The organism is Thalassolituus sp. LLYu03 (assembly GCF_050507655.1).
Classification (GTDB): domain Bacteria; phylum Pseudomonadota; class Gammaproteobacteria; order Pseudomonadales; family Oceanobacteraceae; genus Venatoribacter.
In genome coordinates this window covers 3434372-3452681 of the sequence record NZ_CP191496.1, presented here as the reverse complement: position 1 = coordinate 3452681, position 18310 = coordinate 3434372, and the positions used below count along the sequence as shown (strand labels likewise).

General features: G+C 59.2%; 15 protein-coding genes. 5 read left to right on the top strand and 10 right to left on the bottom strand.

Annotation, left to right across the window (positions count from 1 at the left end; genetic code table 11):
• Positions 1-34 precede the first annotated feature (34 nt).
• Entirely contained in the window at positions 35-2836 is a 2802-nt protein-coding gene (locus ACQUQU_RS15380) for an EAL domain-containing protein (protein WP_430460584.1), read from the top strand.
• Between the two features lie 41 nt (positions 2837-2877).
• Here the strand turns inward: ACQUQU_RS15380 and ACQUQU_RS15375 are convergent, their stop codons facing one another.
• Positions 2878-3735, bottom strand: coding sequence for a pirin family protein (locus ACQUQU_RS15375; protein ID WP_430460583.1), 858 nt, complete (start codon positions 3733-3735; stop codon positions 2878-2880).
• 371 nt (positions 3736-4106) lie between these two features.
• Here ACQUQU_RS15375 and parC point away from each other — a divergent pair, with 371 nt between their 5' ends.
• Complete coding sequence (gene parC, locus ACQUQU_RS15370) at positions 4107-6368, top strand: DNA topoisomerase IV subunit A (RefSeq protein ID WP_430460582.1); 2262 nt, start codon at positions 4107-4109, stop codon at positions 6366-6368.
• An 83-nt stretch (positions 6369-6451) separates the two neighbouring features.
• On the opposite strand, the gene elyC is transcribed toward parC, so the two are convergent.
• From elyC to ACQUQU_RS15335, 7 genes are all read right to left on the bottom strand, one after another.
• Positions 6452-7186: an envelope biogenesis factor ElyC gene (gene elyC / locus ACQUQU_RS15365; RefSeq protein WP_430460581.1), complete on the bottom strand. Its 735-nt coding sequence runs from the start codon at positions 7184-7186 to the stop codon at positions 6452-6454.
• On the bottom strand, positions 7183-8877 hold the full coding sequence (gene ggt, locus ACQUQU_RS15360; protein WP_430460580.1) for a gamma-glutamyltransferase: 1695 nt from the start codon (positions 8875-8877) through the stop codon (positions 7183-7185). The genes elyC and ggt overlap by 4 nt, the downstream gene beginning before the upstream one ends.
• Before the next feature lie 123 nt (positions 8878-9000).
• Positions 9001-9258 (bottom strand): YfhL family 4Fe-4S dicluster ferredoxin, encoded by a 258-nt coding sequence (locus ACQUQU_RS15355; protein WP_430460579.1) that lies wholly within the window; start codon positions 9256-9258, stop codon positions 9001-9003.
• Between the two features lie 20 nt (positions 9259-9278).
• On the bottom strand, positions 9279-9758 hold the full coding sequence (gene coaD / locus ACQUQU_RS15350) for a pantetheine-phosphate adenylyltransferase (RefSeq protein ID WP_430460578.1): 480 nt from the start codon (positions 9756-9758) through the stop codon (positions 9279-9281).
• Between the two features lie 256 nt (positions 9759-10014).
• On the bottom strand, positions 10015-11652 hold the full coding sequence (locus tag ACQUQU_RS15345; RefSeq protein ID WP_430460577.1) for a GMC family oxidoreductase N-terminal domain-containing protein: 1638 nt from the start codon (positions 11650-11652) through the stop codon (positions 10015-10017).
• Between the two features lie 24 nt (positions 11653-11676).
• On the bottom strand, positions 11677-12219 hold the full coding sequence (locus ACQUQU_RS15340) for a twin-arginine translocation signal domain-containing protein (RefSeq protein ID WP_430460576.1): 543 nt from the start codon (positions 12217-12219) through the stop codon (positions 11677-11679).
• Positions 12220-12228: 9 nt separating this feature from the next.
• Positions 12229-13671: a coniferyl aldehyde dehydrogenase gene (locus ACQUQU_RS15335; protein WP_430460575.1), complete on the bottom strand. Its 1443-nt coding sequence runs from the start codon at positions 13669-13671 to the stop codon at positions 12229-12231.
• A gap of 188 nt (positions 13672-13859) precedes the next feature.
• Between ACQUQU_RS15335 and ACQUQU_RS15330 the strand changes: the two genes are divergently transcribed.
• Positions 13860-14519: a TetR/AcrR family transcriptional regulator gene (locus ACQUQU_RS15330; RefSeq protein WP_430460574.1), complete on the top strand. Its 660-nt coding sequence runs from the start codon at positions 13860-13862 to the stop codon at positions 14517-14519.
• Positions 14467-15552, top strand: coding sequence for a DUF3080 family protein (locus tag ACQUQU_RS15325; RefSeq protein ID WP_430460573.1), 1086 nt, complete (start codon positions 14467-14469; stop codon positions 15550-15552). Before ACQUQU_RS15330 ends, ACQUQU_RS15325 begins: the two co-directional genes overlap by 53 nt.
• Before the next feature lie 48 nt (positions 15553-15600).
• Here ACQUQU_RS15325 and rsmD read toward each other — a convergent pair whose 3' ends face one another.
• Positions 15601-16149 carry a 16S rRNA (guanine(966)-N(2))-methyltransferase RsmD gene (gene rsmD / locus ACQUQU_RS15320; protein ID WP_430460572.1) on the bottom strand — a complete coding sequence of 183 codons (549 nt, stop codon included), beginning with the start codon at positions 16147-16149 and terminating at the stop codon, positions 15601-15603.
• On the bottom strand, positions 16142-16918 hold the full coding sequence (locus ACQUQU_RS15315; protein WP_430460571.1) for a hypothetical protein: 777 nt from the start codon (positions 16916-16918) through the stop codon (positions 16142-16144). Before ACQUQU_RS15315 ends, rsmD begins: the two co-directional genes overlap by 8 nt.
• Positions 16919-17049: 131 nt before the next feature.
• Here ACQUQU_RS15315 and ftsY point away from each other — a divergent pair, with 131 nt between their 5' ends.
• Positions 17050-18279 carry a signal recognition particle-docking protein FtsY gene (ftsY, locus tag ACQUQU_RS15310; RefSeq protein ID WP_430460570.1) on the top strand — a complete coding sequence of 410 codons (1230 nt, stop codon included), beginning with the start codon at positions 17050-17052 and terminating at the stop codon, positions 18277-18279.
• Positions 18280-18310: the final 31 nt, after the last annotated feature.

Sequence of the window (18310 nt, the reverse complement as noted above, 5' to 3'; positions counted from 1 at the left end):
CTCACAGAGCGACCGCTCTGAGCAGAGGGGAGATATGGCTGCAGTGGTTGTACGTTGGGCAATGATCCTGGTGCTGTGCCTGTCGGGCTCAGTGGCCGCGGCATTGCAGACAGGCGGCGACCACGCGCGTCAGGTTCTGCTGCTACTGTCCTACGACCCTCTCTACCCCATGGCATCCGACATTGTGCGCACCCTGCGCAATGCCCTGAGTCAGCCGGTGCAGCAGCCGCTGCAATTTCACGTCGAATTCATGGACGCCGAGTTCAATCAGGGCGCCGATTATCTCGAAGCCTACCGCCATTTACTGCGCACCAAGCACGACAACGGCGAACGTTACGATCTGGTCATTACCGCCGGTGAAGCGGCGTTAAAACTGGCCATGGAAGGCGATGCCCCGCTGTTCGGCGATATCCCCGTTATCTGCTTCGGCATTGGCGACCCGGCGTTAATCCGTTCGCTGCGCAGCCGTGGTGGCCTGACCGGTATTCACGAGTCGTTGCCTGTGTATGAATATTTCGCGTTGATGCGTTTTATGTACCCGGGCCTCGATAATCTGTATGTCATCCGGGACGGCCTGAGTGGCTACGACGACGTGCTGACACAACTGGCTCAGGCATCGGAAAGCCTGAATCAGCGTATTACCTACCTGTCGCTGGCAGACATGAGCTGGGGCGAATTATCGGCGCAGCTGGCGGAGCTGCATGAGCAGCCGGTGCTGCTTATTTCCGCGCGCGAAGACAAGGCCGGCGAGCGCCGCGATTTCAGTCAGGCGGTTCAGTATCTGAGCCTCTCGTCGGGGGTGCCTCTGTGGCATTTGTGGCAGAACGGCATCGGCAGCGGGCTGGCGGGTGGCGTAGTTACCGATCTGGAGCGCAGCGCAGAACGTGTGGCGGTCATGGCGCGCAGCATTCTCAGCGGCGTGCCGGTGAACGACATCAACGTCGAATGGCACGGCGATTTTCTCACCCTGGCCGACGCTCAGGTGCTGGCGCAGTACGGCATTGGTGAAGACGATTTACCGCAGAACGTCGACTGGCTGAATGCCGAGCCGGATTTCTGGGCGGCTTATCGCGGCCAGTTTTTACTGGCGTTGTCCCTGATTATTTTTACCGCCACCGTCGGCGTATTTCTGTGGACCGAAGTGCGTCGCCGTCAGCTCAGTGACGAACAGCTGAACGAGCGCACCTCGCTGATCCAGAATATTCTTAACTCGATTCCGGACATGATGTTCTACAAAGACGTCAACGGCCGTTATATTTTCTCCAACCGTAAATTCAACGAATTCTTCGGCAAAAATCCGGTTGGTGGCACCGACTACGATATCTTCGATAAAGAAACCGCCGATTTTTTCCGCCAGAAAGACGGCGAAGCAGTGGGGCGTAAAAACGCCAACGTCAACGAAGAATGGGTGCACGGCGTCGATGGCACGGTCATGCTGCTGGAAACCCAGAAAACCCCGATTTATGACAAGGGCGGCAATATCGTCGGCGTGTTTGGTTTAAGCCGGGATATTACCGAACTTAAAAAAGCGCAGGAAAACCTCGAACACATTGCCCATCACGATGTCCTGACCGGTCTGCCCAATCGGCTTCTGCTGAACAAAAAGCTCGAATACGCACTGCAGATTTCGCGCCGGGCGGGTGAAGCGGTGGCGGTGATTTTTCTCGACCTCGACCGCTTTAAGGACATCAACGACACCATAGGTCATGACATCGGCGACCTGCTGCTGAAAGACGTTGCCCACCGCCTGCACAACAACGTGCGCGACTCCGACATCTGCGCGCGTCTGGGCGGCGATGAATTTGTGGTGGTGCTCACCCGCATCGAAAAATCCGATAAAGTGCATGAAAAGTGCGAGCAGCTGCTGCAGATTATTTCGCGCCCTTACAGCCTGCAGGGACACCTGCTCAGCGTGTTTGCCAGTGCCGGTATTGCGGTTTACCCGGACGACGGTGTGAACGTCGATGAGCTGATCCGCAACGCCGACGCGGCGCTGCACAAAGCCAAAGAGCTGGGCCGTAACCGTTTTTATCATTACCACCGCGAACTGACCGACACCATTCATTCGCGCATGTCGCTGGAGCAGGATCTGCGTTCCGCGCTGGAAGATCACGCTTTTACCCTGAATTACCAGCCGCAGTTCCGTACCGGCGAAGTGCACCCGCGCCGCGTCGAAGCCTTGTTACGCTGGCCGCATCCGGTGCGCGGCATGATTTCGCCGCACGATTTTATTCCGTTGGCAGAAACCAGCGGCATGATCACTGAGCTGGGGTTCTGGGTGCTGAAATCCGCCTGCCAGCAATTTATGTTCTGGCGTCAGCAGGGACTGATGCTGGAAAAGCTGGCGGTGAACGTATCCGCTATTCAGATCAACGCGACCTTTGCCGACACAGTTGCCAGCATTCTGCAGCATCTCGAATTTGATCCGCATTGGCTGGAACTGGAGGTCACGGAATCGTTAATGATGTCGGGCACCACCGAAGTGACTCATCAGGTGCAGCAGCTGCGCAGCATGGGGGTGGAGTTTGCCATTGATGATTTCGGTACCGGCTATTCATCGCTGAGCAAACTGAAGTCGATGCCGGTGAGCGTGATTAAAGTCGACCAGTCGTTTGTGCGTGATATTAACGACGACGTGAACGACTACGAAATTGTGCGCGCCATTATTCTGATGGCAAAAAGTCTGGGCCTGATTGTGGTGGCCGAAGGCGTTGAGCACGAAGAGCAGGTAGATACCCTGCGCCGCATCGGCTGCGACTGGCTGCAGGGGTATTATTTTGCCCGTCCGATGGACGGCGACAGCTTTTACAAACGGTATTCCCACAGCGACAGCTGAAACGCTGTCGCGGCGTTGCCACTGGGCGTTGCCAGCGGGTGTTACAGGCCCGGCAGTGGCGTGAATTCCTCATCGTCGCCGGGCACCACAGCAAAGCGCTGTGCCTTCCAGTCTTCCTCGGCCTGTTTAATGCGCTCGCGGCTGTACGCCACGAAATTCCAGCGGATATACGGAGTCTCCGCAAAGGGTTCGCCACCGAGTATCACGAAGCGGCCGCTGCTCTGAATCTGAATATCGTCGGGCGTGTCGAGCAACACAAAATCGCCGGCGCAGAACAGCTGCCCGTCGATGTTCAGCTCACCGCTCTGAATGTACACAGCGCACTCGCCCGCCTGTTCCGGCACCGACACCCGGTCACCGGCATGGGCCACCACATCGGCGAAAAACATCGGCGAGTGGGTACGCACCGGTGACGTCATACCAAAGGCTTCGCCGGCCACCAGACGCAGCACGGTTTTGCCGGCATATCGGTGTGGCAGGTCTTCGCGCTTGATGTGCTGAAACGAAGGCGCAATTTCTGCTTTGTGTGGTGGCAGCGCCAGCCAGAATTGCAGGCCATTGAGTTCGTGTTCGCGCGAGCGCACTTCCAGGGTTTCCCGTTCGGAATGCACAATGCCGCGCCCGGCGGTCATCCAGTTCACATCGCCGGGGTGAATTTCCTGCACATTACCCAGACTGTCGCGGTGCAGCATGCTGCCGGAAAACAGGTAGGTCAGGGTCGATAAACCAATGTGCGGGTGGGGGCGAACGTTGACGCCTTCACCGGGCTTAAACAGCGCCGGGCCCATGTGGTCGAGGAAGATAAACGGCCCCACCATTTTCTTCGCCTTGTGCGGCAGAATGCGGGTGACGCTGAAGCCGTCGAGATCCTTTACTTCGCCGTTAAGCAGAGTGGCCATGGGATACCTCCTGTTGAGTAAGCCAGCGGCGTGGGTTGTGTGATCCGGGGGCGCCGCCGGTTTTCGGGAATTCATTGCAGAGTACAGAATGGCCGCCGGATCATTCCATGGCAAAAATTCGCTGTAATCTTTCCAGCAATCCGAACGACCGGCGCCCGATGCAGCGTCAGGCTTAATGGCAACCCTAACCGGCACCTTAGCCGCAACCCTAGCTGCAACCCTGAAGCCAATTACAATGACCGCCAGAGCGTGAGGCAGCGCACAGCCGTCAGCCGGCCGGTTCTTTCCCATTGAGCTGAAGGCCGTGGTCAGTCACAATCGGGACCATCTTTGTTTGCCTTATACGCATCCGAAACTGGCCCTGAGGACTTATGACGGATCAGATCACTTACTCCGACGACGGCACCGAACGTCAGTCGCTTAAGCATTACACCGAAAATGCTTACCTGAATTATTCCATGTACGTCATTCTCGACCGTGCCCTGCCGCACATCGGGGATGGTCTGAAGCCGGTACAGCGCCGCATCGTGTACGCCATGAGCGAACTCGGCCTGAAACACACCGCCAAGTACAAAAAATCCGCCCGTACCGTGGGTGACGTGCTGGGTAAATACCACCCGCACGGCGACAGCGCCTGCTACGAAGCCATGGTGCTGATGGCGCAGCCGTTCTCTTACCGCTACCCGCTGGTGGACGGTCAGGGCAACTGGGGGGCGCCGGACGATCCGAAATCCTTCGCCGCCATGCGTTACACCGAATCGCGTCTGGCGCCGTACGCCGAAGTGCTGCTCAGCGAACTGGGTCAGGGCACGGTGGAATGGCAGCCGAACTTCGACGGCACCATGGACGAACCCTGCACGCTGCCGGCGCGTCTGCCGAACGTGCTGCTCAACGGCACCACAGGTATCGCCGTGGGTATGGCGACGGATATTCCGCCGCACAATATCCGCGAAGTGGCCAGCGCCTGTATTCATTTGCTGGACGACCCGGAAGCCACGCTGGAAGCCCTGTGCGAACACGTGATTGCACCGGATTTTCCGACCGAAGCTGAAATCATCACCCCGCGTGACGAGCTGCGTAAGATTTACCGCGACGGCCGTGGCAGCGTGAAAATGCGCGCTGTGTACACGGTTGAAGACGGCGATATCGTCATCACCGCGCTGCCGCACCAGACTTCCGGTGCCAAAGTGCTGGAGCAGATTGCCGCCCAGATGCAGGCGAAAAAGCTGCCGCTGGTGAGCGACCTGCGCGACGAATCTGACCACGAAAACCCGACCCGGCTGGTGATCGTACCCAAGTCGAACCGCGTCGATGCCGACGCTGTGATGGCGCACCTGTTCGCCACCACCGACCTCGAGAAAAACTACCGCGTGAACATGAACGTGATCGGCCTCGACGGCCGTCCGCAGGTCAAAGACCTGAAAACCATGCTCAGCGAGTGGCTGGTGTACCGCACCGAAACCGTACGTCGTCGTCTGCAGTTCCGCCTCGATAAAGTGCTGGCCCGCCTGCATATCCTCGAAGGTTTGCTGGTTGCCTTCCTCAATATCGACGAAGTGATCGAAATCATCCGCCGCGAAGACGAACCCAAGCAGGTGCTGATGCAGCGCTTCGGTATCTCCGATATTCAGGCTGAAGCCATTCTCGAACTGAAGCTGCGCCATCTGGCCAAGCTTGAGGAAATGAAGATCCGCGGTGAGCAGGACGAGCTGGAAAAAGAACGCGACAACCTGGAAAAAACCCTGGGTTCCGAGCGTCGTCTGAAAACCCTGATCAAGAAAGAAATCACCGCCGATGCTGAACAGTACGGCGATGAGCGCCGCTCCCCTGTGGTGGTGCGTGGCGAAGCCAAAGCCTTCAGCGAAACCGAGCTGGTGGCCACCGAGCCTGTGACCATTGTGCTGTCCGACAAGGGCTGGGTGCGCGCGGCCAAAGGCCACGACATCGACTGCGAGAACCTGAGCTACAAGGCCGGCGATAAGTTCTTAAGTGCCGCCTACGGCAAGTCGAACCAGAACGCCGTATTCCTCGACACCACGGGCCGTTCCTACAGCCTGCAGGCGCACACGCTGCCGTCGGCGCGGGGACAGGGCGAGCCGCTGACCGGCCGTCTGGCACCGCCACCGGGCGCCAACTTCATCACGACTTTGATCGGCAACGATGATGAGCGCTACCTGCTGAGCACCGACGCCGGTTACGGCTTTATCGGCACGCTGGCCGACATGCAGAGCAAGAACAAAGCCGGTAAGACCCTGATTACCGTGCCTGACAACGCGCGCGTGCTGAGCCCGGCGAAGATTGGTGACCCGGATAAATCCTGGATTGCCGCCGTCAGCAACGAAGGCCGTCTGCTGGTGTTCCCGGCCGCCGACCTGCCGCAGATGGCCAAAGGCAAAGGCAACAAGATGATCGGTATTCCGACCGAAGCCGCCGCCAAGCGTGAGGAAATCATGGTCGGTGCGGTGGCCTTCGGGCAGGACGACACCCTGCTGGTGTACTCCGGCAAGCGTCATCTGAAGATGAAATTCGCCGATCTGGAACACTATCTGGGCGAGCGTGGCCGTCGGGGTAACAAACTGCCGCGCGGCTTCCAGAATGTGGATGCCATGGAAGTGGTCAGCAAAGAAGGCTGAGCACGGCCGGATCAACGGGCATAAAAAACGGGGCAATCGCCCCGTTTTTTATGTGCGCGGCTGATGCTGCCCATCGCGTGCGCTCAGGAGCGCAGCATCTGCCACAGCCGGCCCAGTGTTTCGTACAGCGCCCGCTCGCTCTTGTAAGCGGCACTGGCTTCCATGCGCCATTCCGGCTGATCGTTGCTGAAGCGCACCGCCGGCGCCGGCAGCGGCGTTAATCCCTCGTGTTGAAAGAAGCGCACCGCGCGCGGCAGGTGCGAGGCTTCACTCACCAGCGCAAACGGCTCATTGGCCAGCAAAGGCGCCATTAACGCGGCTTCCTCGGCGGTGTCGCGTGCGGTCGGGAAGGTACTGATCCGTTCCGGGTTGATGCCCATGCTGACGGCGACCTCTTTCATCACCTCGGCGTGCGGGCGCTGATCGCTGCCGGCATAGCCGGAGACGAACAAACGCGCCTGCGGGTTGGCCGCCAGAATGCGCAGGCCTTCGGTGAGGCGGAATAACGACGACGAGCACAGCTGCGCCGCCGGCGGCACCGACGCATCGCTGGCGTGGCAGCCGCCCAGCACCACCACAGTGCTGACCGGCTGATCCGTGTCGAAGCGGGCGTAGTCGTGCTCATAGGGCGCGAGCAGGCGGTTGGCGACCGGGTGCCAGCTGGTCAGCCCCAGCCACAGCGCTGACAGCAGAATCAGTCCTTTGCCCAGCGCCGGGCGGCGCTGCAGAAGCCACACGCCGGTCAGGGTCAGCAGCAGGCTGAAGGGAATCGGCATCAGCAGCATGCCGATCACCTTTTTCAGATAAAACAGAATCATGGAGCGGTCCGCGCCTCGCCGATGCCCCGCGGATCGGACGCCGCGGTGACTGTGTTGGTGGTTTTGTCCCACAGAATGGCCTGCATATTACCGTACTGGCGGCCAACGGTTTGCAGCCGGTGGCCGAGACGGGTCAGGGCCACTTTCTGCTCGCCGGTGAAGGCATCGGGCTCATGCTGCAGCACATCCGGCAGGTACTGATGGTGGAAGCGCGGACGGCTGACCCATTGCTCTGCGCTGCGTCCCTGCAGATGCTCCAGCGTGCCGAGCAGCACCATGCTGATGATGCGGCTGCCACCTGGGGTGCCGAGAATGGCGGTGCTGTCCGGGCTGCTGATGATGGTCGGGGTCATGCTCGACAGCGGCCGTTTACCGGGCGCAATGGCATTTGCCTGAGCGCCGACCAGACCGTAGGCATTCGGACTGCCCGGCGCCGACGAGAAATCATCCATTTCGTTATTGAGCACAACCCCGGCGCTGGTGAAGGCTGAACCGAAGGGCAGATTAATACTCAGGGTGGCCGAGACGATATTGCCCTCGGTGTCCATCACCGACAGGTGGGTGGTGTGGAAACCTTCGTTCAGTGCCCCGGGCCCGTTCAGGCTTTCGCTCGGCGTGGCCAGCGTCATGTCGATGCTGTCGGCCCATTCCTGAGCATGCTGTTCGGCGATCAGGCGGCTGACCGGCACATCGACAAAATCCGGGTCGCCGAGAAATTCGGCGCGGTCGCGATAGGCGCGGCGCATCACTTCGGTCAGCAGATGGGTCTGATTCACCGGCGTCATTCCCTGCCAGTTAAAGTGGCTGAGCATGTTCAGCATTTCGATCAGCGCGACGCCGCCGGATGATGGCGGTGGCGCACTGATCACGTGCAGCGGGCCGTATTGCACATGCAGTGGTGTCCGCTCTTTGACCTGATAACCGGCCAGATCCGCCGCTGTCCAGTCGCCGCCGTTGGCGTGCACGTCCTGCAGCAGCTGACGGCTCACGGCGCCGCGATAAAAGGCGTCCGCACCGTCGCGGGCGATGGCCTGCAGGGTGTCGGCCAATGCCGGCTGGCGCAGCACGAATCCGGCATCCGGAATATCACCGTCGTCGAGAAAAATGGCGGCACTTTGCGGGTAGCGGCGGATGGCATCCAGCCGGTAGGCGAGCAGGGTGCGGTACAGATCGTCCACCGCAAAGCCGTTACGCGCCTGTGCAATGGCCGGTGCCAGTGTGCGTCTGAGTGGCAGTTTGCCGTAGCGTTCAGCGATGTGGGCAAAGGCGGCGACCTGACCGGGAATGGCCGCGGCCGTCGGGCCGTTCAGGGCTTTGTCGCGGTTGACGCTGCCATCGGGCTGCTGGAAGTAGGTTGCCGAGGCGGCAGCAGGGGCGGTCTCGCGCGCGTCGATAAACCGGTACTGCTGCTGGCGGGCGTCGTACAGCAGCCAGAAACCACCGCCGCCGAGGCCTGCGCTGTAAGGTTCCACCACGCCCAGACTGGCGGCCACGGCAATGGCGGCGTCGAAGGCATTACCACCGTCGCGCAGCACGGCGAGCCCCGCTTCGGTGGCCAACGGATGCGCGCTGGCAACGGCGGCTTTGGCTGGGGTTAAACCAGTGACCAGACGGCCACTGCTGTGATCGGCATTATGGGTGTCGGCATGATTGGCTGGCGTGCTGCAGGCGCTCACAAGCACCATCAACATGACCAACCCGAGGGACGAGACGCTTCGGATGAGAGCGACCGGCATAAAAAAGGCCTCCGTGTCGGGAGGCCTTAGTGTGTGGCAGCTCAGCTGCCTGCGCAACCGCCGGTTGGCGCCGGAGAATTAACCGATTTTTTTACCAGTCAGTTTCTCGTATTTGGCTTCCAGTTCTTCCTGGGTTTCTGCGCGGTCAGGGTCCTGTGGAATACAATCTACAGGGCATACCAGCTGACACTGAGGCTCGTCGTAGTGGCCCACACATTCGGTGCACTTGCCCGGATCGATTACGTAGATTTCTTCGCCGGCAGAAATCGCTTCGTTCGGACATTCAGGTTCGCACACATCACAGTTGATGCATTCGTCAGTGATAATCAGAGCCATGACTTACCTCCGTCAGGACGTTATTGGGCGACACACTTCTTCAGGGCTTTGGCAACTTTCGGATGTACAAAATTGCTCACATCGCCGCTGAGAGAAGCGATCTCTCTCACAAGGGTAGATGAAATGTAGGAATACTGTTCCGCCGGGGTGAGGAACATGCTCTCCACGTTCGGCGCCAGTACACGGTTCATATTGGCCAATTGAAATTCGTACTCGAAATCCGACACGGCACGCAGGCCGCGCAGAATAATATTGGCGTTCTTTTCACGTACGAAATCGGCCAGCAGATTACTGAAACCCACCACTTCCACGTTGGCCAGATGACCCAGAACATCACGGGCCAGATCAACGCGGGATTCGAGGTCCAGCATCGGCTTTTTCTTCGGGTTATAGGCAACCGCCACAATGATGTGGTCGAACATACGCGCCGCCCGCTCCACCAGATCGGTATGGCCGTTGGTGATCGGATCGAAGGTTCCCGGATAGACAACGATGTTCATGATATGACCTGCTTAAAGGACGGTAAGAGCGGCGCATAGTAAACAAAAGGCGCAGTTCTGCCAATAAAGCCGGAATCATATCTATATGCCTGAAGGGCTATATTGCCTTGCATCAAATCCCGGTGGTTTGCGGAACGCTAATTATTTGCGTCGCAGCCCGCTCAGGAAGCGTTGCGGCGCGTAATATGCCCTGAAAAAAAGCCCCGGGAAACGGGGCTGTTTATGAGTATTTCCGATATGGGTTTTCGGAAATCGCTTATGCCGTCTGACCTTTGATCTTCTGCACCAGCTGATTCGCCTGCTTGCAGGCCATGCCGTAAATCGACAGCTGCGGATTGGCACCAATGCTGGTCGGAAAGGCCGAGCCGTCGAACACGTACAGGTTGTCGAGGTAATGGTATTTACCCTGACTGTCGACCATGCATTGGCTCTTGTCTTCGCCCATTGGCAGGCCGCCCATGCAGTGAGCGGAACCGGCGGTAAAGGCGTTGGAGCGGAACTCCAGTGCATTAATGCCGGCTTTGGCTTCTTCCCAGCTCTGATACCAGGGCGCGTCGACATGCGACGGACGCACGGCTTTGGCACCGGCGGCGAACTGAATTTCGGCCATGGTCAGCCACGAGCGGCGAACACCATCCCACAGGTAATCATTAATTTGGTAATCAATGATCGGCGTGCCGTCACCGGCCAGCTCAATGCTGCCGCCCTGACTTTGCGGATGGAAACCGTCGCGCAGCAGGGCAATCATGGCGTGCATGTTCGGCAGTTTGGTCATGTCGTCAAAATGATGCGCGCCATGACCGAGCAGCAGCACGGAGGTTAACCCCGGCTGCAGTGGTGGCACTTCCAGTTTGTAGCCGGCCTTGCCGCTCACTTCGAGCCACTGAAAATGGTCGGAATAAATCGACTGCGGCGCGCCGTAATACGGATCGATCAGATGATCGAATTCGGCGAAGCAGAAGGTGGTCGGGTGGAAAAAGGTACGCTTACCGATGCGGCCCTGCGGGTCCGGTACTTTGGAGCGCAGCAGCAGCGCGGGTCCGTTGATCGCACCACAGGCCATGATGATGTGCGGCGCCTTGGCCACAATGGTTTTGCCGCTTGGCTGGTAGTCTCGATCAAGGGCGGTAATTTCCACGCCCAGCACTTTGTCGCCTTCAATAATCAGGCGCTCGGCGCGGGCGCTGTACACCAGTTCGGCGTCTTCGTTCAGCGCTGACGGAATGGTGGTCACCAGCATCGACTGCTTGGCGTTGGTTGGACAACCGGTACCGCAGTAACCGAGGTTCCAGCAGCCGGCGACGTTGCGCGGAATCACGTGCCAGTCGATGCCCAGTTTTGTCGCACCGCGTGACAGTACAGAGTTGTTCTCGTTCGGCTGAACCTGCCACGGGGCCACGTTCAGGCGCTGCTCCATGGTTTCAAACCAGGGGTCCATTTCCGAGCGCGCGAAACCTTCGACCTTAAATTCTTTTGCCCAGTAATCGAGCGTCGGTTCCGGTGTGCGGAAACTCGAAGTCCAGTTAATCACTGTGGTACCGCCTACGCAGCGGCCCTGCAGAATCGACATGGCGCCGTCTTTGCTCATGCGGCCTGCGCTTTCCTGATACAGGTCGCGGTAGGCTTCGCGTTCGTCCATGCGGAAGTCGTTGGTGCTTTTCAGCGGGCCTTCTTCCAGCATCAGCACTTTCAGACCGGCTTTGGCCATGATCTCGGCGGTGGTACCACCACCGGCACCGGTGCCGATAATAATCACGTCAGCGCTGAGCAGACTGCCGTCGGCAATCTCGGTGGCTTCGCGCACTTTCCAGCCATTGCTGATGCCTTCCAGAATCGGGTCCGGAATGCCGGCTACCACGGGAATGTGCGGCTGGCGTTGGGTAGAGTTCTGCATGATGAAAATCTCTTTTTATTGTTATCAGGCCGGAATTTTCTGTGGCGCACCCGGATAGCCCGTTTGGGCAAAGGTTTCCGGTTGCGAGTACCAGCACATGCACAGCAGTTTGCACAGTGAGCCGTAGCCCATGCGTTTCAGCTGCAGCTTGCTGGTTTTCCAGTCCTGCAAAAAGGTTTCGATGTCGCTGGCGGAGGCGTCGCTCCAGCGGCCCCACTGAGCGCCCATGGCCACACGGATCGGTGCTACCTGCATCACATCAAACAGCATTAACAGCTGGCTCTGGGAATAATCCTGCAGGGTGCCGACCAGACGGTCGAGGGCGTGCAGCAGGCGGTCGGCGGCCTGAGTTTCCAGCGTGCCCGGATAACTGCTGGCCAGCACCACAGGTGCCAGTGCGGTTAAAAATTCGAGGTCGCCGTCGCGCAGCACTTTATAGCCGTTGGCCGCAGGCGCTTTGCTGCAGCCGGTGAGGGCGGCGAGTGAGCCGCCCACCGTCAGTGCCGCCGCTGAGGTGGCACTGAGTTGCATAAATCCGCGGCGTGTTGTTGTTATTTTCTGCAGCATAAAAAAATCTCAGCGGATGAAGAATTTTTTGATGATGGACTGAATCGCACCACCGTATGGCGGGTAAATAAACTGGCCGCTGTTGAATTTGCCTTTGCGGTGTACCGCTTTGGCTTTCGACAGCGCAATAAAACCTTCTTTACCGTGATAGTGACCCATGCCGGAAGGTCCGACGCCGCCGAATGGCATGTCGTCCTGGGCAATGTGCATCAGGGTATCGTTGATGGTGACGCCGCCGGCGTGGGTGCGTTCCAGCACTTTCTGTTGTTCCGCTTTGTTGTAGCTGAAAAAGTACAGCGCCAGCGGACGGTCACGGTCGTTGACGTAACTGATGGCGTCGTCCAGCGAGCGGTAAGGAATCACTGGCAGCACAGGGCCGAATAATTCTTCCTGCAGCACTTTCATGTCGGCGGTGCCGTTTTCGATGATGTGCAGCGGCATTTTACGGGTGCCGGAAAAATCTTCGTTGGCCGGATTAACGACCGTAATTTTCGCGCCTTTTTCTTTGGCATCGTTTACCCAGCTCTGCAGACGCTGGAACTGACGTTCGTTCACCACCGCGGTGTAGTCGTTGTTGTCGCGCACTGTCGGGTACATGCGGGCGAAGGTGGCTTTGTAGGTTTCAATAAATTCACGTTCCTGACCATTCGGCACCAGAATGTAGTCGGGTGCGATACAGGTCTGACCGGCGTTCAGGGATTTGCCGAAGCAGATACGCTCAACGGCGTCTTTCATGCTGGCGCCCGGGGCAACGATGGCCGGTGATTTACCACCCAGCTCCAGCGTAACCGGCGTCAGGTTTTTCGCAGCGGCGCTCATCACGATTTTGCCGACGGCGGTCGAGCCGGTGAACACCAGATGGTCCCACGGCAGTTCAGCAAAGGCGGATGACACTTCCACTTCGCCTTCAACCACCGCAACCTGCTGCTCGTTGAACACGTCGGCCAGCATTTTCTTCAGCACTTTGTTGGTGGCCGGGGTGAATTCCGACATTTTGATCATGCCGCGGTTACCAGCCGCCAGCGCGGTGGCCAGCGGCAGAATGGCCAGCTGAATCGGGTAGTTCCACGGCACCATGATGCCGATCACGCCCAGTGGCTGGTACATCACGTGGTTGTGCGACGGCGCGAACAGCATGCCGACGTGACGACGGGACGGCTTCATCCAGCCCTTCACGTGTTTCACCTGATAATCGATGCCCTGCACACAGGTCATGATCTCGGCGATCTGGGTTTCGTCTTTCGAGCGGCAGCTGAAATCCTGATTCACGGCGGTCGCCAGTTCGTCCTGATAATTCAGCACGGCCTGCTTCAGGCGTTTCAGATCGGCAATACGCTCGGCGGCGGTTGGCATCGGATGCTGACGGTAGGCCTGCTGCTGCTGACGGAACAGGGTGTTCATGCGCTGCAGTTCCTGATCGGGCGCGTGCAGACTGGTAACGGTGGCGACCATGGTGGAATCCTCGGCTGGATGTTGGATCGGACGGTTCTGGAGTTATTACTTTAATGGGTTTAGAGTTTTTATTCTAATTGTTTTAGAGTGTTTACTCTAAAACAACCACAGCGCCCGTCAACCACTAACACAGGGCATTGGCGGCCAGCTGTGTGACTTTGCAGGGTAAATAACGATAATGAGCGCCTATGAGCACTAAAGAACGCATCCTCGACGCCAGCCTGCACCTGTTTAACGAGCAGGGTGAGCGCAAAGTCACCACCAACCACATCGCTGCCCATCTGGAGATTTCTCCGGGCAATCTCTATTACCACTTCAAAAATAAGCAGGCGATTATCTTCGCTCTGTTCGAACGCTATGAAGCCCGGGTGCTGGAGATTCTGCAGGTGCCGGAAGGCCGGCCGCTGCAGCCGCTGGATAAACTGAACTACCTGCAGGCCGTGTTTCAGGGCTTATGGGATTTCCGCTTTATGCACCGCGACATGGAGCACCTGCTGCTGGACAACCCGCAGCTGCATGCCCGCTACCGAGATTTCTTCCGCCTGTGTCTGAAGCAGGTTGAAGCGATTTTCCGCGGTCTGGCGGCGGCCGGCATCATTGCCGCCTCCGAAGACGACATCGCCGGTCTGGCTCTGAACACCTGGATTGTGGTGACCTCGTGGTTCTCCTTCCTGCGCTGCAACCTGCTCAACAGCGAGGTCGAGGCCATTTCGCCGGAACTGCTGCAGGGCGGTATTTATCAGGTGTTTGCGCTGGAGCGGCCGTATCTGACCGAACAGTACCGCGGAGTCATGAATGAGCTGCAGCAGCGCTTTATGCCGCGCCCGGCCTGGCTGGCGTCGGCCTGACCTGCGTATCCGGTGGGCAGCGCTGTTTCTTGTTGCAGCTGTCTCACTGACGGCCTGCGGCAACCAGGCTGTAAATGAACTCGACGACTATCGCCAACGCGTGGCGCGCGTGCTGGATGCCGACGCCGGTCAGCGCTCAGCGGTGCCGCGCGTCGGCCGTTACGCCACGGTGCACAACCGCCTTCCTACACCGCACAGCTCACTCAATCTGCTGCAACTGCTGAGCCTCGACCGCTGTGCCATCGGCCAGTCAGTGGCCACCAAAAACAGCGCGCTGGGCAAAGTCGCCGCCGACAGTCAGAGCCTGCTGACCGAGCTGGCTTTGCTGCGTGATGGTCCTGCCTGCGTGGCTTTGCTTAACGATGGCAACCCAGAGCTGGCAGCTAAGCTCGCAGCGGCACTGGCGGCAAAAGACGACGCCCGTCTGCGGTATTGGTGGAACGCCTGGACCACGGGCAAAGAATGGCAGCAGTTTATCGCCAGCGCCGCACAAACGCTGGACTGGGACGACGCGCAGCCTGCCCATGCGCAGAACACGCTGGCGGCACTCGACTTCGCCCTGCTGACCGGCAGTCAGATTCAGGCGCGGCAGTGGCCCGGGGCTGATGCTACCGAACAGCACCTGCAGCAGCTGTTGTTAGGCGAAAGCATCGGGCGCTGGCTCGCCAGCCAGTCTCTGCTGACGGGGGTATTGAATGATGTGGCCAATATGCTTGAGCAACGGCAGGCCGGGCGGCCTTTGTGCCCTGTGGGGCGTAAAACCCCGCAGGCGGAAATTCTGCAGAATGTGCTGATCCGGCGTTATGCCGCCCGGGTGCAGCCGTATCTGAGTCAGACCGACAAGCTGGGCAAAGCCTTACTGGAGCGTATCGAGGGGATGGCGCAACTGGCGGGGGAAACGCCGCCGGCGTTTAACGACTGGCTGGCGCAGGTGAGGCTGGCACACGCTGAATTCAGCGCGGCGAATCTACGCCATGTGCACGCCTGGCAGACCACGCTGCGGGCGTGTGGCCTGATGCCGGGCAGCGACTGAGCTGATCGCTTTTCAAATAACTTCTCAAATCGCCTTTCAAAGCTCTTTTCAAATAACTTCGAACAGACGGAAACTGAACTCTTTGGTTTCTTTTGCTTTCTTTTCTGCCCAGTTGTCGGGCAGGTTCAGGGCAAGGCCGGCTTCGTGTTCGAGGTATACCAGTGCGCCGGGCAGCAGACGCAGGGCATCAATGGCCGGTTGCAGCAGATTCAGGCGGAACGGCGGGTCGAGGAATACCAGATCAAAGGGCTCCGGATTCTGCTGCATCCACAGCAGGGCGTCACCAGCCCACACCTGCGCGTTGCTGGCTTCCAGCAGCTTGAGGTTGTCCTTCAGCTGAATGGCCGCCGACGGATTCTTCTCGAGGAAAATCACTTCTTTTGCGCCGCGCGACAGCGATTCAAAACCCAGCGCACCGCTGCCGGCAAAGGCGTCGAGCACGCGCGAGCCTTCGACATCAAACTGCAGCCAGTTGAAAACCGTTTCGCGCACCCGGTCCAGCGTCGGGCGCAGGCCATCCACCGATGGGAAACGCAAACGACGGGAACGCCACTGGCCGCCGATAATACGCAGCTGCTGGGACTGGGGTTTACTCATGAGCGGAGACCTGTGCGGGCAGGAGGCAGTCGAGTGCCTCGGTGACTTCGGTTTTCTGCGCGTCAGCCAGAGACAAATACAGTGACTGGTAGGCGCTGTCGGGCAGGCGATGGTAGGTAAGATCGGCCTGAATGTCGATCTGACTTTGCTCATCCTGCCAGGCGCGGCGCAGCTGACGGCTCTGATCGAGGCGCCAGATGGCCCATTCTTCGCGGCCCGGCACATCAGGTATGGTCGTTTTGCCGAGCATGGCCGGCAGCTCGTTCAGGCTTTGCCAGGTGACGCCCACGTATTCACCCAGCCAGAGTGCGCCCGGCAGATGGCTGGCGATACAGGATGGCCAGTGCTCCACCGATGCGGATAACGGCTGCAGCTGGCGTTCGCGGATGATCAGCGCCGCCATGGCCTGTTGATCGGTGGCCGACCAGGGGCCGCTGATCAGCACCACGGCCGGGGTCTGGGCGGGCAGGTTTGCCAGTTGCTCGCGCAGCGGCGGTGCCCAGTCGCTGGCGGGCAAGCGGATGTGCTGGCTGCCGCTGGCGCTGCGCACCACAAGCACGCCGCCTTCGGTGGTGCCACCGGCGCGCAACAGCACGCTGACCTGCTCCTGATTGCTCCAGCGGCTCCAGCCACCGTCGTTCAGTGCCGGTATTTTCAGCGGCTCCAGCACCACATCTTCCTGACGGTTATGGTTCAGGTTGATCCAGATAATGGCGCCCATACAGATGAAGATAATGACGTTCAGGTTGGATCGGCTCAGACCGCGCATAAGACATTCCGCAACAAAAAGTCATGCCGGCAGTACATCCGGCGGAATGGTGGTAGGATAGCGGCTGGTCGCTGGTCGGGGAAACTCCGGCGGCTTTATTTCCATCGATTCACCCGGATTCTGACTGACCGATGTTTGATTTTTTTAAACGCAAAAAGAACACCGGCGACGACAAAAACGTTGCTGCGTCCACCCCGGATTCCCCTGCTGCAGACCTGCCAGAAAGCGCGCCAGACGCAGCGGCGGCCGACGTCGTTGCGGCGTCTGACGCTGCGGATACCGCGCCGGCTGAAGTGGTTGCTGATGACGCTGTCGTTGTCGCAGAAACACCAGAGCCTGAACCTGCGCCTGAAACCGTCACGCTGGACGAAACTCCGGCCGATCTGGTGATGCCGGTGCAGGACAAACCGCTGGATAACCAGAACGCGAAAAAACCGGGTCTGTTTGCCCGTATCCGCGCGGGTCTGAGCAAAACCCGCAGCGGTCTGACCGACGGTCTGGCCAATCTGCTGCTGGGCGAAAAAGAAATCGACGAAGACCTGCTGGAAGAGCTGGAAACCCAGCTGATCATGGCCGACGTCGGGGTCGAAACCACGCGCCAGATCATGGGTCGCCTGACCGCCCGCGTGAGCCGCAAAGAACTGAAAAATTCCGATGCCCTGTACCACGCCTTGATTCAGGAACTGCAGGAAACACTGGCCAAAGTACAGGCGCCGCTGACCATCGACAGCAGCAAAAAACCGTATGTGATTCTGATGGTCGGCATCAATGGCGTGGGCAAAACCACCACCATCGGCAAGCTGGCAAAACAATTCCAGAATCAGGGCAAGAGCGTGATGCTGGCTGCGGGCGATACCTTCCGTGCCGCCGCCGTCGAGCAGCTGCAGGTGTGGGGTGAGCGCAATAAAGTGCCGGTGATTGCCCAGCACACCGGCGCCGATTCTGCATCGGTTCTGTTTGATGCCCTGCAGGCCGCCAAGGCCCGTAAAGTGGATGTGCTGATCGCCGATACCGCCGGTCGCCTGCACACCAAAGACAACCTGATGGCGGAACTCGAGAAAGTCGTGCGGGTCATGAAGAAGCTCGACGACAGCGCCCCGCACGAAGTCATGCTGGTGCTGGACGCCGGCACGGGTCAGAACGCGATTAATCAGGCGAAGCAATTCGGTCAGGCGGTGGGTGTTACCGGCCTGACGCTGACCAAACTCGATGGCACCGCCAAAGGCGGTATCATCTTCGCACTGGCGCAGCAGTTCGGCCTGCCGGTGCGCTACATCGGGGTAGGCGAGGGGATCGACGACCTGCGTGCCTTTAATGCCGAAGAATTTACCCGGGCGCTGTTCCAGCGCGACGGAGACTGAACAACGGACAGGGTATGGCACAGGGTGCAGA

Excerpts from the sequence above, each read along its gene's own strand:
- ACQUQU_RS15380 (WP_430460584.1), top strand. The coding sequence starts at position 35 with ATGGCTGCAGTGGTTGTACGTTGGGCAATGATCCTGGTGCTGTGCCTG.
- ACQUQU_RS15375 (WP_430460583.1), bottom strand. The coding sequence starts at position 3,735 with ATGGCCACTCTGCTTAACGGCGAAGTAAAGGATCTCGACGGCTTCAGC.
- parC (WP_430460582.1), top strand. The coding sequence starts at position 4,107 with ATGACGGATCAGATCACTTACTCCGACGACGGCACCGAACGTCAGTCG.
- elyC (WP_430460581.1), bottom strand. The coding sequence starts at position 7,186 with ATGATTCTGTTTTATCTGAAAAAGGTGATCGGCATGCTGCTGATGCCG.
- ggt (WP_430460580.1), bottom strand. The coding sequence starts at position 8,877 with ATGTTGATGGTGCTTGTGAGCGCCTGCAGCACGCCAGCCAATCATGCC.
- ACQUQU_RS15355 (WP_430460579.1), bottom strand. The coding sequence starts at position 9,258 with ATGGCTCTGATTATCACTGACGAATGCATCAACTGTGATGTGTGCGAA.
- coaD (WP_430460578.1), bottom strand. The coding sequence starts at position 9,758 with ATGAACATCGTTGTCTATCCGGGAACCTTCGATCCGATCACCAACGGC.
- ACQUQU_RS15345 (WP_430460577.1), bottom strand. The coding sequence starts at position 11,652 with ATGCAGAACTCTACCCAACGCCAGCCGCACATTCCCGTGGTAGCCGGC.
- ACQUQU_RS15340 (WP_430460576.1), bottom strand. The coding sequence starts at position 12,219 with ATGCTGCAGAAAATAACAACAACACGCCGCGGATTTATGCAACTCAGT.
- ACQUQU_RS15335 (WP_430460575.1), bottom strand. The coding sequence starts at position 13,671 with ATGGTCGCCACCGTTACCAGTCTGCACGCGCCCGATCAGGAACTGCAG.
- ACQUQU_RS15330 (WP_430460574.1), top strand. The coding sequence starts at position 13,860 with ATGAGCACTAAAGAACGCATCCTCGACGCCAGCCTGCACCTGTTTAAC.
- ACQUQU_RS15325 (WP_430460573.1), top strand. The coding sequence starts at position 14,467 with ATGAGCTGCAGCAGCGCTTTATGCCGCGCCCGGCCTGGCTGGCGTCGG.
- rsmD (WP_430460572.1), bottom strand. The coding sequence starts at position 16,149 with ATGAGTAAACCCCAGTCCCAGCAGCTGCGTATTATCGGCGGCCAGTGG.
- ACQUQU_RS15315 (WP_430460571.1), bottom strand. The coding sequence starts at position 16,918 with ATGCGCGGTCTGAGCCGATCCAACCTGAACGTCATTATCTTCATCTGT.
- ftsY (WP_430460570.1), top strand. The coding sequence starts at position 17,050 with ATGTTTGATTTTTTTAAACGCAAAAAGAACACCGGCGACGACAAAAAC.